This is a genomic window from Umbribacter vaginalis (assembly GCA_001552935.1).
Lineage (GTDB): Bacteria > Actinomycetota > Coriobacteriia > Coriobacteriales > Eggerthellaceae > Berryella > Berryella vaginalis.
The window spans coordinates 1-15,553 of sequence record KQ959692.1 but is presented as its reverse complement, the minus strand read 5'-3'; the positions used below and the strand labels follow the sequence as shown (position 1 = coordinate 15,553).

Here is a 15,553-nt window from a genome sequence, read left to right as displayed (position 1 = left end):
AACGCCTATTGCAACCGTTACCGATGCGCAGCGCGTTATCATGAACTGGAACAACACGCCTATCATTTCGTTATCTCGTGAGTTTTTGAACTCCAACGGAGCTAAAAAACACGCACGTGTACACATTACGCCACAAGCAGTTATCACACGTCCTTGCGTATCAGGTGAAACACCCCAAGAGAAACTTACCTCACGCATGCAAAGCCTTATGTGTTGCTCACAAAAAGGGCTTGGCGAACGGTTTGACTCCACCATTGGCGCAGGCAGTATCTTTATGCCGTTTGGTGGCAAAACTCAACAAGCACCTATCCAAGCAGTGGTATCTCTATTTCCCACCTTGGGTAAAACCCATACCATCAGTGCAATGGCGTGGGGCGCAAACCCCTTCTTGCTGGAAGAAAACGTCTACGCAGGCGCCTATGCCGCAATTTTAGAAAGTGTTTCAAAGCTTATTGCAACAGGCATTTCATTAGACGCCATTACGCTTAGTTTGCAAGAATATTTCGGCTCACTCAGAAATGATCCAAAGCGCTGGGGATGCGTAGCAGCTGCACTGTTAGGCGCACTGCAAGCGCAACTTGACCTTGAATGTGCTGCCATAGGCGGAAAAGACTCTATGAGCGGCAGCTTTGAACAGCTTGATGTTCCACCAACACTGTTAAGCTTTGCCGCTGGAACAGGACAGGTCAACAACATTGTGTCGCCCGAGTTTAAAGAAGCAGAGCATGTAGTAGCGCTTCTTACGCCGCATTATATATCGGACTATGAAGGTGTTATTCCGCAAAAAGAAAGTGTGCGAGCACTCTTTGAAAGCATCACACACATGCAGCGCAAGAACGCATTATATTCATGTAAAACATGCAGCTATGGCGGTGTAGCAGAAACGCTCTTTACCATGGGCGTTGGGAACAAGCTTGGTATACGCTTCTCTGATGCTGCCGCACAAGCGTATGATACCTTGTTCAGTTATGCGTACGGCTCATTTGTGGTAGAAGTTTCACGTGAAACATACGATACATTGCTTAACTCACAGGCGGCTGACACACAACCCTTTGATGTTTCTTTTATAGGTACAACCACCAATACCTATACGTGGATTGTTTCACGTGAAACAATCGCGCTTGCAGATGTTCAAAACGCATGGGAAACGACCCTTGAAGAGGTATTCTCAACCACCGAACATACCATAAAACGCGCTTCACACAACGAAAACACAAACAAGGAAATGCGCAACAAAGAAATTGAAGCGTACAATACCAACCAATCCAGAAATACATGTACAGACAATGCCACTAAGGCGCAGAACAACAACCTTACACAAACGCCTGCCAGCATTGAGCTACCATGCACACAAACTCATAAGCACACTACGCGGTTAGGTGCTCCTCGAGTACTTATTCCTGTATTCCCAGGCACAAACTGTGAATACGACATGTTGAAAGCCTTTAATACGGCGGGCGCGCGTAGCTCGATTCTCGTTATTAATGACATGAGTGCAAGCGACATACACGAAAGTGTTGATCGTATGGTAAAAGCGCTAGCTCAATCACAAATTCTTGCCCTCCCTGGCGGCTTTTCAGGAGGCGATGAGCCTGACGGCTCGGCAAAACTGATCTGTGCGTTCTTTAGAAATCCATACGTAACAGAAGCAGTAAGGAACCTTTTGCAGAAACAAGATGGCTTGATATTGGGTATTTGCAATGGTTTTCAAGCGCTTATTAAACTTGGCTTAGTGCCATACGGAGACATTTGTGAACGTACTGCAAGCTGCCCTACGCTTACAAACAATACGATTGGCAAACATATTAGTTCGCTGGTATATACCCGTGTTGCACATGCATCAAGCCCATGGTTAGCACAAATGCATGAGGGTGATGTCCATTCTGTGCCTATTAGCCATGGTGAAGGGCGTTTCTATACATCACAACAATTACTCGATCAGCTGGTATGTCACAACCAAATAGCGTTCCAGTATTGCGATGCACAAGGCGTAGTTGATCCTTCACAACCTTCAAACCCAAATGGCTCTCTTATGGCTATTGAAGGTATTATCAGCCCCGAGGGGCGCGTGCTAGGAAAAATGGGGCATACTGAGCGCTCTGGCGCGCTGTTGTACAAAAACATTCCATACCAGCACATGCAACCACTTATTGAGGGTGGCGTTTCGTACTTCTTGTAACGGGGAAAAGATACCAATAATAGAATGAAAAAAGAGGGAGCAAAGCGCTCCCTCTTTAATATATGCAACAATATCGTTGCTCATCACTTATGCATGCAGGATTGCACGCAATATGAGCGTCTTATAGGCGCACAGCTCACCTAGCAGCCATTTACTACAGGTAGCCGCTTATCGCACAAAACGCGAACGCATAAACAGTACAGCACCTGCCACTACTGCACCTACTACAGGAATTGCAGCCAAAGGCATGTCACCCGTGCGCGCAAGCTTAGTGCTTGCTGCTTGTGCGTCATCTGGTGCCGTTGTAAGCGACTGCTCACTTGCAAGCGCAACCGTGTTAGCAGCTTTGGTATCATTGATAGCTGTATCCTTGTTTACATCAATCTGCTTGGTGCTTTCTTCTTTAGTATGAGCGTCTTTGGTGTTGGCAGCGCCTTTATTTTCTTGTGCAATTTCATCAGTCAGCTTGCCAGGATACAGCTTTTGTAACTCTTCAGGCGTTGCATTCGGATGCAGCTGTTCAATGTCATACTTCAGCACCTGTTTAGCTATGCTCTTAAAATTGCGATTGAATTTTTCCTGGTGCTGAGCAGCCGCTTCCTTTTGTAATTGAGCTTTGAATTCAGTCACATCAGCTTTTTTTATATTGGCTTGTGGGTACAACTGTTTAAGTTTTGCATCATCAGCATCTGGATGTAAAACAGCTGCATCATAAAGTTGTATTTGACGTGCTAAACCAGCAAACGAAGCTTGTGGACTAGTACTACCTGGATACAAATCTTTTAACTGTTGTGGGGTTGCGTCAGGATGTAACACCCGAGCATCATACCCTTGCACTTGTTTAGCAATTTCACTAAAAGATTTGCCCTGATCTGCCGTTGCTTCGTGAGCGACGAATGTTGCACCGCCAAACAGTAAAGCAGCCGAAAGCGTTCCGCTTATAAACATAGTGCGCTTTGAAACTTTAGCGCCAGTGCGCTTGTGTCCATAGTTCATATGAGCCCCCATTCTCTTGACATTGTTAGTGTGAGCGTAAATGAGTATCACAGCACGTCAATGCTTGAATCTACAGCGCTCAACTACCACTTCCATAAGTGCAAGAAGTATAGCATAATAACCAATAACCCAAGCTATAAGTGTGATGTATTATGATAATTATGGAGGAAAAAACACATATTAAATTAGTGGTACTTATGCCACGTCAAAGGCATATTCTTGTATTTATAAAGATAAAAACAATGTTTATAACTTAAAGTAAAAGCTTAACATACGCAAGCTGAGTACTATTAAAACCAACAATAATCCAATCGCGATATGCACAGCATGAGAAACAATACATCAGAACAGCACAAGAAAAAAGCATGTTATTATGTTCCACTTACAGAAAAGTGCTGTTGCATTCCCCTAAACATTCATAACAGACATAAAAAAGGAGAGCTGCATCGCACCTCTCCTTAACAGCACACATGCATACTGACACATGTGGTTTTAACAACAAGCAAAAAACTACTTAAGCGCTTTCTTTGCAACTTCACACAGCGCGCTGAATGCTGCTTCATCATGAATTGCCATATCAGAAAGCACCTTACGATCAAGTTCTACACCAGCTTTTTTCAAACCGTTCATAAACTGAGAATACGCAATGCCATTTAAGCGAGCACCAGCGTTGATACGAACAATCCACAAGCGGCGAATTTCACGCTTCTTGTTACGACGATCGCGATATTGGTACTGTAATGAATGCTGTACCTGCTGTTTAGCGTTTTTATATGAACGCGATTTCGCACCATAATAACCCTTAGCGCGACCTAAAATCGTACGGCGTTTTTTATGTGCATTAACTGCGCGTTTTACACGAGCCATAATTTACTCCTTTACAATTAACGAAGACCTAAGTTGCGAGCTACTACGCGATTATCGGCTGTCGCAAGTTCAGTTTCATGACGGAAGTTTCTTTTACGCTTCTGACTTTTTTTCGTCAAAATATGGCTCTTAAACGCTTTTGCGCGCATAATTTTGCCTGAACCAGTTACACGAAAACGCTTTGCGCTTCCGCGATGAGTTTTCATCTTAGGCATTATTCTTCCTTTCCGAGCGAATCTTTTTCGTCGTTGCTCATATCGTTTTTGCGCTGACTAGGTGTTTTCTTCTTAATGATTGACGGAAGTGGAGCAATAAGCATGTGCATATTACGACCCTCCATTTTTGGCGCAGCTTCAATAACTGCCGCGTCTTTCAAATCTTCTGACAATCGCTCAAGAATGGATAATCCCTGTTCAGGATGCGCCATTTCACGACCTCTAAACATGATGGTAATTTTTACCTTATCACCACCCGACAAGAAACGAAGCACATGTTTCTTTTTAGTCATGTAGTCGCCCACATCAATTTTAGGACGAAACTTCATCTCTTTTGTCTCAATTTTGCTTTGATTTTTGCGCGCTTGCTTTGCTTTAATGGCCTGGTCATACTTGTATTTACCATAATCCATTATGCGGCAAACAGGCGGCACTCCCTGAGGAGCAATTTCAACTAAATCGAAACCCTCTGACTGGGCAAGTCGAATTGCCTGAACAGTAGGCATAATTCCCAGTTGATCACCGTCATAGCCAATAACACGACATTCACGAACAGTAATTTCTTGGTTGAGCCTTGGCTCTTGTGTTGCTATAGCAATCACCTCCCTTACTCATAAAAAAGCACCCACGGTTAAACGCGGATGCTCAAAAGATGACACTATTAAAGCAACCCAACGGAGATAACCGAACTAGGTGGAAACGTAAACGTCTCACTTGTAGCAAAGTATTTTACTATGTACTTGAAAGATAAGAAACGTCTATTGCATATATACAACTAAATTCACTAATTTACCATACTTATACCGTTATAAATAATGTGCAGAAACCCATATCGCAATGCATGAATGCACAACCTGCTCCACAATATAGCATTGCCACTTGCACGTCTGGTGCTTTCCCAACGTAAAGCTAAGCGCACAACATACAGTACGAGCAATCCACTAATCACACAAACACAGCACTTTGTGCAAGCCGGACGGTCACTACGCAATCGCGCGGCGCGCTGTATGCAACGCAACTTCCAGACCAACTATAAAAATGCACGTCAATGATGCATGATGATCGCTATTTTTCTATCACATACACATAAAGATTGCGCAGCGTGTCTGACACATTACCCGTAGGTAGGTTTGCTGCTGTAAAGTCGTACGAAAGCACTGCCGAAAATTTAAGCGGTTTGTTGTTATAAGAACAGTCACCTTCAAAGGTAAATTCTTGCGTTTTAAGCGTTGTTCCGTTTTCTTCATACGTACTATAATCAGCAGGATTTGCCGGTAGATGAACTTGATTGTCGTCGCAGGTGAATCCCATAAGCCCAAGTGTTTTTTCAATCAGATGTTTATGTGTAATGGCATCGGCAAAACTAACATCGCCTACATCCAATAAACGCAGCGACACACCGTATCCTACTTGAACAACCTTGTTTTGAATATTCGCATTTACAAATACGGTTGGAAACCCGCTTCTGCCATCATTGGGCTCGTTAGTTAACGAATACTTCATATGACGCACCACAGCAGTAGATGAAAGAGGGTCTACAAAATCGCTTACCAGCAGAGCATTTTCTCCTAAATGTGTTGATACTTCATCTACTGAACATGAAAGCAGCTCTGCTATGTGTGGCACACGAGTAGCAGGTGCGTTCGATCGATCGGACGCATCATCCGAAACACCTACAATACTTGAATCAGCCGCATCTGAACTGGGAGTATACTTACCTTGTACATCAACATATACGTTATAACCGCCCGCCAACACAGCACAAATAACAAGCAGCAAAATAACAATAATACCAATAAGGCGTCGTCTTCTTTTACGCACCGCTTCAGAAAATTTACGCTTTTTACGAGGTGTTTTACTGTGTGCTCCTCGCGAAGTATGCTTATCAGCCGACACGTTTCCTGCCTTTACCTACTCAACTTTAAATTGTAATACAACACTGCTACTACAATTATAATAACCGCTGCAATAAGAACAATCTTTTGAATACGCGGCATCGCTTCGGGAGCGGCTAACTCTGCAAGTTCATCAGTACTATCAGATCTGCCATCAGCATGATGAGAACTAGAGCTGCTCACAAAGGTAGTAGATGATGAAACGTTGGTGGTTGGCCTTGAACTCGTAGCTGACACCGTGCGTGTAGCGCCAGCAGTACCAGAATTACCCAAACCGCCCTGTTCGTCCAATGTATCCTGAGGATCGTTATACCCTTCCGGATTAAGCGATTGCCACTTCCAGCTATCTTCACACATTTTCAGAAGATCGTAGCGCGCATGCCAGCCAAGTTCACATGCTGCCAAATCGCACGCAGCATAATTTTCAGCAATATCGCCTGGTCGACGTGGCTCAAACGTATACGGAATATCATGACCACATGCTGCAGAAAACGCGTGAATTACATCGAGAACACTTGATCCTTTTCCTGTGCCCAAGTTGAAAATACCAACACCACTGCGTGTACCATCAGGCTGCGGCGCGCCATGAAACGCGCCTAGCGCCTTGCCCTCAATTGACTCGCTCCCGCATTTTCCAGCCATCCATTCAAGTGCTCGCACATGACCACGCGCAAGATCAACAACGTGAATGTAGTCGCGCACACCCGTTCCATCAGGCGTTTCATAGTCATTTCCGAACACTTTAAGTGCAGGCAACTTTCCAACGGCTACCTGTGCAATATACGGCACAAGATTATTAGGAATGCCTTTTGGATCTTCCCCGATAAGCCCGCTTTCATGTGCGCCAATTGGATTAAAATACCGCAACAACACCACATTCCACTGAGGGTCACCTTTGTATAAATCGGTGAGAATGTTCTCGAGCATACTTTTTGTTTGCCCATAGGGATTAGTTGGCTCATGTTTAGGACACATCTCAGTAATGGGGATAAATTCGGGCGTTCCATACACAGTAGCGCTACTGGAAAATACGATGTTTTTCACTCCAAACGAGCGTGCGACATCGCATAACACCAGCGTTCCCGTAATGTTATTGTGATAGTACTCGAGCGGTTTTTGCGTACTTTCACCAACCGCTTTAAATCCTGCAAAATGAATGATAGCGTCAAGATTGTTTTCACTAAAAATGGTGGTAAGAGCTTCACGATCGAGAATGTTTGCACGATAAAACACAAGACGGTCATCATTGACCTGAGTAATAGTACGAATGCGCTTGATAGCAGCTTGGCACGAATTGCTCAAATCGTCAACAATCACAACCCGATACCCAGAATTCAGCAGTTCAACACAGGTATGACTACCAATAAATCCCGCCCCACCCGTTAAAAGAACGGTAGTGTTATCGGGCGATTTAGCAAGACTTTTATTCGACATGAAGGCTATCCTCACTGCTCTTTTTTTTGCGCTACCACGAAACATTCATGGGTAGAGCGCGGCGTTTAACGTGCGCGAACAATGTGCGCAACTGCATTCTCTCCACGGTTTTATTATACTCGACATCAAAGCACGTAGGTCGCTTCTTTTTATAGAACGTAGCACATGAAGCACAGAAACAGATACGAGACATCAAGTATGGTGCTATGAATACGGGCTTGTAAAAAGGAGTGATAACGCCTGAAGCGTCTTCTGTCACGCGGAAGATAATTCTATGCACTACGCAAATTGCCCAAGCTACGATACAATACCAATACGTGCACGCATATGCATGTTTACGCAGCTGCTTGCATATTTTCGCACCAGCAATTAACTCAAGGACGCGAACTATGGTGGCATACACTTCCCATAATACAACATGTTTCGATAAAGAAAGTCCTGCTATAAGCTTTGTAGGACGCCATAATTCAGGTAAAACAACACTCATCGAGCAAATCGTAGCAAAACTTGTAGAGCGCGGATATGACATTGGCACTATTAAGCACCACGGACATAAAGGTTTTGATATTGACATTCCGGGGAAAGACTCGTATCGCCATATGCAAGCAGGCAGTTCAGACACTATTATCGTTGCACCCGATAAAATGGCGCGTATCACACACTTACACCAAGAACCAAGCTGTGACCAGCTTGTTGCCACTATGCCCAACCACGACCTTGTAATTGTAGAAGGGTTTCGTAAAAGCGGCCTTGAAACAATTGAAGTGATGCGCAAAGGCAACACTGCAGATGAAGAATGTGCTGAGTTATTTTATTACGGTGCACAACACGCACTTTCTCCCGAACTTGATATTACACAAATTCGCTGCGAACTTGTACAAAGCGAGCGTTTTCAAAATGAAGCGCCAAGCGTCCAAGAAACACTTCTCCACCAGGCTCTTTTAAACGCTCAACAGCAGCTTGAAAAAATGCCTCAAGCGTCAACTGTTGCGCTTGCAACCAACATCGAACAAGCGCATAAAGCGGCTGAATTATATGATATTCCAAGTTTTGATATTAACGACTACGAGGGAATTGTTGAGTTTCTTATCAGGCATTACGTTCGCCCACGTTTGAGCGTTGTGATACAAGCAGGTGGCGAATCAAAACGCATGAAACAAAGCAAAGCGCTGGTGGAGTTTATGGGTCGACCGCTCCTATGCCACATGATTGAGCGGCTCGCACCGATTGCTGATCGGCTGCTCATTACCACCAATGAAGCGGAGCGCTTGAGCTTCGTGCACAATCTATACCCGCAGATGAACATCGACCTGCTTCCCGACATCTATCCAATGCGAGGAGCGCTTCCAGGCATTGCAAGCGCTCTTTCAGGAGCAAAAACACCACTCGTGGCGCTTGTTGCCTGCGATATGGTATTTGTATCGGCGCATTTATTAGCACATGAAGCTGCTCTAACTCACAAACTGCACGTTGATGCGGTTGTGCCTGTAAACAAACACGGTTTTGAGCCCTTTCATGCCGTGTATCGACGCAACGAATGCTTACAGGCAGTAACTGCGGCGCTCAAAGAAGGAAAACATCGAGCTCAAGAGCTTATTACGCGCGTAAATACCTATCAACTTACTCCTCAAGAGGCACGCGCTATTGAGCCGTATGGTGGTTACTTTATGAACGCAAACACACCAGAGGAGCTTGCACAACTGGAAGAGCGGTATCGCAGCTTATATGATGAATAGGAAGCACACCCACATGAATCTATCAAAATAAACTCAACAAATAACCATCGAGAAGCGCTACCAGAACAAACATCACCGCGGCACGAAAAAACGCTTCAATATGTTTCTGCGGATTTTGATATAGCTGTTTTTGAGGAAGCGCTGATAGTCTAATGCGTTGGGTATTTCTCCACCACAATAAATCAATTACTACTAGATCGAACACGTTTACAGTTTCTCCTAGAAAAAGCAGTGCAACAAAGTTATCTACAAACTGCCCTCGTCTTAGTGGAAGCACCAGTAAAAAAAATAAAACCGCAAACAGAAATAAGTTCGCTATCCAGTGAGGCAATATCGCTCCTTCTTTAAACTGCCCCTGGTAGCATTCAAGCTCGCGTATGCGCGTTTGTACCACATCAGGATACGATGCGTACTGCCGCAAATTTTTCTTATCAGTTCCACTTCCTAGCAAACACGCCATAAAGAGCGCACAACAAAGCACGATCGTTTCGATGATAAGCATATATACGTCCACAGTACTCACACCAATATCTTAATGTAATACCTTACCTTATCTTTTTGCGTTACATGTTACATCTACTTTATCTGCGGTTATAACTTTTCTAGATTGTCTAAGTATCTAAAACGTTTAGTATTGTAGGGCAAAGCATTGTAAGACAAGGCAGCGCTGCTTTAAGCAGCCCGATCGGCTTGACCCCCTTGTTTTCCCTGTTGTGCGCCTGATTTTTGGTGCGATTTTGATGTTCCAGATGATGACGCTGCACGATCGCCTTGTCCAGAGCCACTATTTGCATGGTGATCGGATTTTTTCTGCTCCGTTGAAGAAGAGCCTGATTTCTTGCGCTCATGCGGCTGGTTATGATTGGATGATGAACCGCGCGAGCGTGAAGAAGCTGCTTGTCCATTCGGCGCATTTAAATCGGATTGCGGATCAACAACGTGTAGGGTATTGCGCGATTTTTTTATCTGCTGATTGATTTTTGCATCATAATCATCATCACTGACCACTGCCGATTGACGCTGTGAACTTTTTGAACCAGCAGACGGTTTAATATTATGGGCTTGCTCATACTCGGCAATCAATTGAGCTGCAGAACGATGTGTCACAATTCCACTAGGATCTTGACCAGTATTAAATAATTCCAACGTCTTTGCTAATGCCTGCATGTCAGCAAAAATATATGAAGCACCGTGATAAGGCGTAGGAAGCGAAGGCACACCTGCCGAATAAATGGTAGTTTCTCCTTTTTCACGCAATTGAAGCGCCAATGAAATAATATCCGACACTTTCATATTAGTGGTTACGCATTTTGCCGCTGCACTAATAGCTCCAGGAATTTCCGTAATGCCTAGATGCTGTATTTTATGAATGATAGCTTGTATAAGTTTGCGCTGATTAGAAGCACGTGTATAATCGCCATCTGCATAAGCACGTGAGCGCGCGAATACAAGCGCTGCTTCTCCGTTAAGATGCTGTCTACCAGCGGGAATAATAATATCCCCAGCATCAGGATCGTTAATTTTGCGCGCAACATCAACATCGACGCCACCAAGAGTATCTACAAGGTTGATAAGTCCGTCAAAATTAATTTCAACATATTGCGAAATTGGCACATTTAACAACTGTTTCGCTTGCTTAATAGTTTCAGCAGTACCACCAAATGCATACGCTGCATTAAATTTCACAGTACCATGTTTCTCCATGTAAATCGCAGTATCACGAGGAATAGACAACATGCTTACGGTATTGGTTTTTGGATCGATACGCGCAACAATATTAGTGTCGCTTCGAGCCCCCATGCTTGCATCGTCGGCGCGTGCATCAGAGCCGATCATCATAACGTAAAACGCATCCGACATCGAACGCGCACTTAAAGCCTCATTAATGGCTGAAATTTCTTCATCCGACTTACCGCCTGAAAGCGTTTCATCAAGTGAATGAATATACCACGCAAGCGCACTACCAGCGGCAATAATAAGCAACAGCACCGCGATAAGAACGCCAAGTGCGATTTTTTTACCACGGCTCATGCCTGCGTTGCGCGCAACATATTTAGCGCCATTACGTGAAAAAGCCGCTGCTCCTGAAAGAGAAGCAGCAGACTGACTGCCAGGAATTCCAGCCGAAGCAGACCCTCTACCTTGTGCCGTATTAGCAGCTGCACTGCGGCGCTTATCAGAACGTGTTGGTCGCACTTGAGCGTGTTTAGGTGCCATAAAGCCCCCTCATCAGGTAAAACTCACGGAAAACGCAACTGACAACTTGTGATACCTTCCACAGCGCGCGCATCCATAAACATATGCAAGCTTACATTCTAACAGAGGAATGTGGCTAATCTGTGAAATAAGGCTGTACATGCTGTTGCACCGCTTGTTCAAGCGATGTAATACTATCCAAGGCAGCGTTCTTTGACGACGCTCGTACAAAAAGATACGCTTTTACTTTAGGCTCTGTTCCACTTGGTCGGAAAATAATTTTTCCCTGATCAGAAAGCCTTAATTCAATAACATTAGCCGCTGGGAGTCCATCGATTTTATTGCGATAATCAATATGTTGCTCAACAGCCGCCGAACCAAACCTTGCTGGTGGGTTATTCCGTAAGCCATCCATCAGGGAAGACATTTTCTGGATGCCCTCAATGCCAGGAAAATTAAATGATACTGTTTTATTAAAATAGTAGCCGTATGTTTCGTACAAATGGTTCATGGCGGCAGCTAAACTCATACCTTTTGCTTTATAGTGCCGCGCCATCTGGCAAATTAACATTGTTGCATCAATAGCATCTTTATCGCGCACATAGGTGCCGTTTAAATAGCCATAACTTTCTTCAAAACCCAACAAAAAGTCGCGCGTACGATTTTTTTGCTCTAAATCAGCAATAACATCGCCAATGTACTTAAATCCTGTAAGCACGCGTTTTACACTGAATCCATAATGCTGAGCCAGCGCATCTATCATCGCAGTTGAAACGATAGTACTTACCGCCACTTTATGTGAAATATCACCCTGTTCACGCTGAGCGCACGCTGCGAGGAAATCGAGTAACAAAACACCCACTTCATTACCGCTTAACAAGGTATAGGAAGCACCATCCGCCACAGCAATCCCGCATCTATCTGCATCAGGATCGGTTGCAATAAGCAAATCGGCCTTAACGCGCTTACAGGTTTCAATCCCTAATGCCAACGCTTCTTTACTTTCTGGATTAGGCGAAGGGCATGTTGGAAAATCACCATCAGGAACATCTTGCTTTTCTACATACGTTACTTTATCAATGTGCAGCTTCTCAAACATGCGTGCAACACATTTAAGTCCGGTTCCATGGAGCGGCGTATATACTACATGAAGCGGTTGTGATTGTTCAGAAGCTTGCAAACGTGGACACACATCGTAAATGGCATTCAAATAGCGATCGATGGTATCGTCTTTGATATATGATGATAACCCCTGTTCAACCGCTTCTTGAAACGACATATACTTTATGCCGGTGAATACGTCTACGTTTTGAATCGCTGCAGAAATTTCATCAACAGCTTGTGAAGTAATTTGGCAACCATCGCTGCCATATACTTTATATCCATTATACGGAGCAGCATTATGACTTGCAGTAATACAAATGCCTGCTGAACACAATAAATCGCGCGTAGCAAACGAAAGCGCAGGCGTTGGTGCAATATCGGGATAAAGATATGTGCGAATTCGATTAGCAGCTAGGACCCGTGCTGTTGTTTCAACAAAAGCTTGACCATTATGACGACAATCGCGCGCAATGGCCACCGATGGAGAATCAAAGTGTTCGTTGAGATAATTTGCCAAACCTTGCGTAGCTCGAGCAACGGTATACACATTCATACGATGAGTTCCTGCACCCATAATGCCACGTAAACCAGCCGTACCAAAGCTTAAATAGCCATAAAAGGCATCTTCAATCTGCTCGGCTGTGCCATTATGCGCCAAGTGTTGCAGTTCTGTTTGCACTGTAGCGTCGGTTGCGTTATCAAGCCACAAACGAAGTTGTTCTTCTGCAGATGTCATAAATTACCTCTCAATGTAAGCTGCTTCTTAATACTGCGCATGGCGATGTGCTATGTGGTAGTGTGCAAAAGCGCACTCATGGAGAACACACCGATAACGCCAATGTGTACCGTTAAATTATAATACACTGCAGCACATTATAAGTGCGATTATATGCGGCGTTCAAAAAGTAGAGGCTCCACATAGGTAAGCAGATCACAAGGCGATTTTGCAAGATATGAAGCGCCATGTTCAAGCAGCGCGCGTGAATCCTGATATCCCCACGACACACCTATTGCGCGCATGCCAGCACTGCGAGCAGCATCAATATCGGTAACAGAATCGCCCACATAGATTGCCTCATCAGGATGTAACTGCAGTTCATCCAAACAATTCTGTAAACCATCTGGTTGGGGTTTTCGCGGAATTCCTGCACGTTCACCATGAACCCAACAAAACGTATTAGGAAAATGCTGCTGCACACTTGCAATGCAGCCAGCATCAAACTTATTCGATAAAACGCCTAGTAATGCACGTGTTTTTAGTGTTGCCAGCATATCATTAATGCCCTCAAAAGGCGCTACTAAATCGATTCCGTGCGTGTAAAACTTTTCTTTCCACTGCTGAAACATAGCATCGATCACGTCTTGAGGGGTATTTTCTGGTGCGGCACGCATGAGGAGTTTTTGCCCGCCTTCGCCAATGTAGCTTAGCACCTCTTCTTGAGTATGCTGCGGAAAATGCTGTTGAGCAAGCACAAAATTGGTAAGCGCCGTAAGGTGTGGAAGTGTATCAAGCAGCGTGCCGTCTAAATCAAAGACAAGCGCCCGAATAGTGTGTAACGCTGCGTCATCAAGCGAGGCGGCTGTATGTGGTGCGACGGTATCGGCCGATGCAGACACATCGGCGTGTGTGGTTTTGGCGTGTGTTGTCCGCAAAGGGGGCTCGTGCGATGTAGACGCAGTTAAAGAAGCTAAAGGAGACGACTGCGCAGAGCAAGAGGATGAAATGAAATGAGGCGTCAATCCAGAAAAAGACATAGTGTTCATCATAAAACATTCTTAGTAGTAGATAGGTTACCGTGAAGAGCATGCAGCTCTATGCGTTCACTTATACCATTACCACGTACGGTTCGCAAGCATATGCAACAGCAAAAGCGGTTTATGCTACACATGCAGGCCACAAAACTCGATGTATAAAAAGATGCAGGTGAACGTATAAAAGTACCTAAAACTAAAGATGCGCAATATGGTGCATATCGATAGTTCAAACCAGGGAAATTTCGCCCAAAAACCTCACACACACTGGCATAATACCCGCTCAACCAAAAGAAAACGCATAGTTGAAGCATTATCAAACACACAAGAAAGATGGAGCGGGCGACGGGAATCGAACCCGCGTTGTAAGCTTGGGAAGCTCAAGTTCTACCATTGAACCACGCCCGCACACGTTACACACATTATAAATCGCGCAATAGATGCACAGTATACCTCAATACCGTACCAACAACGCCTTAAAGCGCACATAATTTCACAACGTGCATCAATACTACTCAACTGGATACTCCAGACTGCTCACACGCTGCTTATATGCTGCCTATATACCGCCTAAACGCTACTCGAAAATACCTTAAATAGTGCGCGCCAATTCGCATAAATAGTTAATATTCTCTTCGAGCGTTTCTTCCGATATGATTTGATCGGTATCGTCCTTAGTAGCATAATACGCAATTGATCCCTGCACAGTGCCAGCCAGTTGAATATGTTGGCATCCCAAGTGAGCAGCCACTTGACCAGGAAGTTCACAAGTGCAAACGCGAACTTCGGTTATAGGATGCTGCAACACGTGTTGCGCTTTTTTCACATAGCGCTTTAACCTGCCTGACGTAACGGTAGACTTGAGCGATCCATCTCCATAAATAAGTGATAAATCTCCTGCTCCAAGCGCTTCTATATCAACAAAAATCGCGCCATGCAGCTGCTGGGCATACTTCTCGTAAAATGCACGCACACCACCATTATCATATGCAGATGCGCCTAATGCCACAAACCAAATCTCTGTATTATAGCCACCGTTCTTAAATGTATAAATATCGTCCATCGCAGCTGAAGTGCTGTTCGTAAATGCCGCACTCAACTCATCAAACGAAAACGCTCCGCCTTCCCACTGTTCACCATGTGATACATTCTGCGAACGTGTTTGCGCCTGCGTATGCT

The 15,553-nt window shown here is 44.5% G+C and carries 12 protein-coding genes, 1 tRNA gene and 1 pseudogene; 2 read left to right on the top strand and 12 right to left on the bottom strand.

The features are described 5' to 3' along the window. On the top strand, positions 1-2,179 hold a 2,179-nt coding region (locus HMPREF3190_RS04525), incomplete at its 5' end, for a phosphoribosylformylglycinamidine synthase subunit PurQ (protein ID WP_449676205.1). A gap of 168 nt (positions 2,180-2,347) precedes the next feature. Here HMPREF3190_RS04525 and HMPREF3190_RS04520 read toward each other — a convergent pair. The 6 genes from HMPREF3190_RS04520 to galE form a co-directional block, all read right to left on the bottom strand. Beyond that, positions 2,348-3,175 (bottom strand): hypothetical protein, encoded by an 828-nt coding sequence (locus tag HMPREF3190_RS04520; RefSeq protein WP_066780809.1) that lies wholly within the window; start codon positions 3,173-3,175, stop codon positions 2,348-2,350. 510 nt (positions 3,176-3,685) lie between these two features. Next, positions 3,686-4,042, bottom strand: a complete 357-nt coding sequence (gene rplT, locus HMPREF3190_RS04515; RefSeq protein ID WP_066780807.1) for a 50S ribosomal protein L20 — start codon at positions 4,040-4,042, stop codon at positions 3,686-3,688. A 17-nt stretch (positions 4,043-4,059) separates the two neighbouring features. Next, positions 4,060-4,257: a 50S ribosomal protein L35 gene (gene rpmI / locus HMPREF3190_RS04510; protein WP_066780804.1), complete on the bottom strand. Its 198-nt coding sequence runs from the start codon at positions 4,255-4,257 to the stop codon at positions 4,060-4,062. Then, the gene (infC, locus tag HMPREF3190_RS04505; protein WP_066780802.1) at positions 4,257-4,859 is read right to left on the bottom strand and encodes a translation initiation factor IF-3; all 603 of its coding nucleotides are present in this window, start codon (positions 4,857-4,859) and stop codon (positions 4,257-4,259) included. Before infC ends, rpmI begins: the two co-directional genes overlap by 1 nt. A 463-nt stretch (positions 4,860-5,322) precedes the next feature. Then, entirely contained in the window at positions 5,323-6,153 is an 831-nt protein-coding gene (locus tag HMPREF3190_RS04500) for a hypothetical protein (RefSeq protein ID WP_066780800.1), read from the bottom strand. An 11-nt stretch (positions 6,154-6,164) separates the two neighbouring features. After that, positions 6,165-7,586 carry a UDP-glucose 4-epimerase GalE gene (gene galE, locus HMPREF3190_RS04495; protein WP_082715164.1) on the bottom strand — a complete coding sequence of 474 codons (1,422 nt, stop codon included), beginning with the start codon at positions 7,584-7,586 and terminating at the stop codon, positions 6,165-6,167. A 389-nt stretch (positions 7,587-7,975) separates the two neighbouring features. Between galE and mobB the strand changes: the two genes are divergently transcribed. Continuing rightward, positions 7,976-9,322, top strand: coding sequence for a molybdopterin-guanine dinucleotide biosynthesis protein B (gene mobB / locus HMPREF3190_RS04490; RefSeq protein WP_066780798.1), 1,347 nt, complete (start codon positions 7,976-7,978; stop codon positions 9,320-9,322). 22 nt (positions 9,323-9,344) lie between these two features. Here mobB and HMPREF3190_RS04485 read toward each other — a convergent pair whose 3' ends face one another. The 6 genes and pseudogenes from HMPREF3190_RS04485 to HMPREF3190_RS07625 all read right to left on the bottom strand — a co-directional run. Further along, positions 9,345-9,824 (bottom strand): ABC transporter permease, encoded by a 480-nt coding sequence (locus HMPREF3190_RS04485; protein WP_066780811.1) that lies wholly within the window; start codon positions 9,822-9,824, stop codon positions 9,345-9,347. 170 nt (positions 9,825-9,994) lie between these two features. Then, positions 9,995-11,539, bottom strand: coding sequence for an LCP family protein (locus HMPREF3190_RS04480; protein ID WP_066780796.1), 1,545 nt, complete (start codon positions 11,537-11,539; stop codon positions 9,995-9,997). 115 nt (positions 11,540-11,654) lie between these two features. Then, positions 11,655-13,358, bottom strand: a complete 1,704-nt coding sequence (locus tag HMPREF3190_RS04475; protein WP_066780793.1) for a phospho-sugar mutase — start codon at positions 13,356-13,358, stop codon at positions 11,655-11,657. A gap of 149 nt (positions 13,359-13,507) precedes the next feature. Then, positions 13,508-14,377 (bottom strand): HAD family hydrolase, encoded by an 870-nt coding sequence (locus tag HMPREF3190_RS04470; protein WP_449676202.1) that lies wholly within the window; start codon positions 14,375-14,377, stop codon positions 13,508-13,510. Between the two features lie 331 nt (positions 14,378-14,708). Continuing rightward, positions 14,709-14,782: transfer RNA gene (locus HMPREF3190_RS04465), tRNA-Gly, on the bottom strand. 184 nt (positions 14,783-14,966) lie between these two features. Continuing rightward, a pseudogene (locus HMPREF3190_RS07625) lies at positions 14,967-15,553 on the bottom strand (hypothetical protein); the annotation flags it as partial.

Excerpts from the sequence above, each read along its gene's own strand:
- galE (WP_082715164.1), bottom strand. The coding sequence starts at position 7,586 with ATGTCGAATAAAAGTCTTGCTAAATCGCCCGATAACACTACCGTTCTT.
- HMPREF3190_RS04470 (WP_449676202.1), bottom strand. The coding sequence starts at position 14,377 with ATGTCTTTTTCTGGATTGACGCCTCATTTCATTTCATCCTCTTGCTCT.
- HMPREF3190_RS04485 (WP_066780811.1), bottom strand. The coding sequence starts at position 9,824 with ATGCTTATCATCGAAACGATCGTGCTTTGTTGTGCGCTCTTTATGGCG.
- HMPREF3190_RS04480 (WP_066780796.1), bottom strand. The coding sequence starts at position 11,539 with ATGGCACCTAAACACGCTCAAGTGCGACCAACACGTTCTGATAAGCGC.
- rplT (WP_066780807.1), bottom strand. The coding sequence starts at position 4,042 with ATGGCTCGTGTAAAACGCGCAGTTAATGCACATAAAAAACGCCGTACG.
- mobB (WP_066780798.1), top strand. The coding sequence starts at position 7,976 with ATGGTGGCATACACTTCCCATAATACAACATGTTTCGATAAAGAAAGT.
- rpmI (WP_066780804.1), bottom strand. The coding sequence starts at position 4,257 with ATGCCTAAGATGAAAACTCATCGCGGAAGCGCAAAGCGTTTTCGTGTA.
- HMPREF3190_RS04475 (WP_066780793.1), bottom strand. The coding sequence starts at position 13,358 with ATGACATCTGCAGAAGAACAACTTCGTTTGTGGCTTGATAACGCAACC.
- HMPREF3190_RS04520 (WP_066780809.1), bottom strand. The coding sequence starts at position 3,175 with ATGAACTATGGACACAAGCGCACTGGCGCTAAAGTTTCAAAGCGCACT.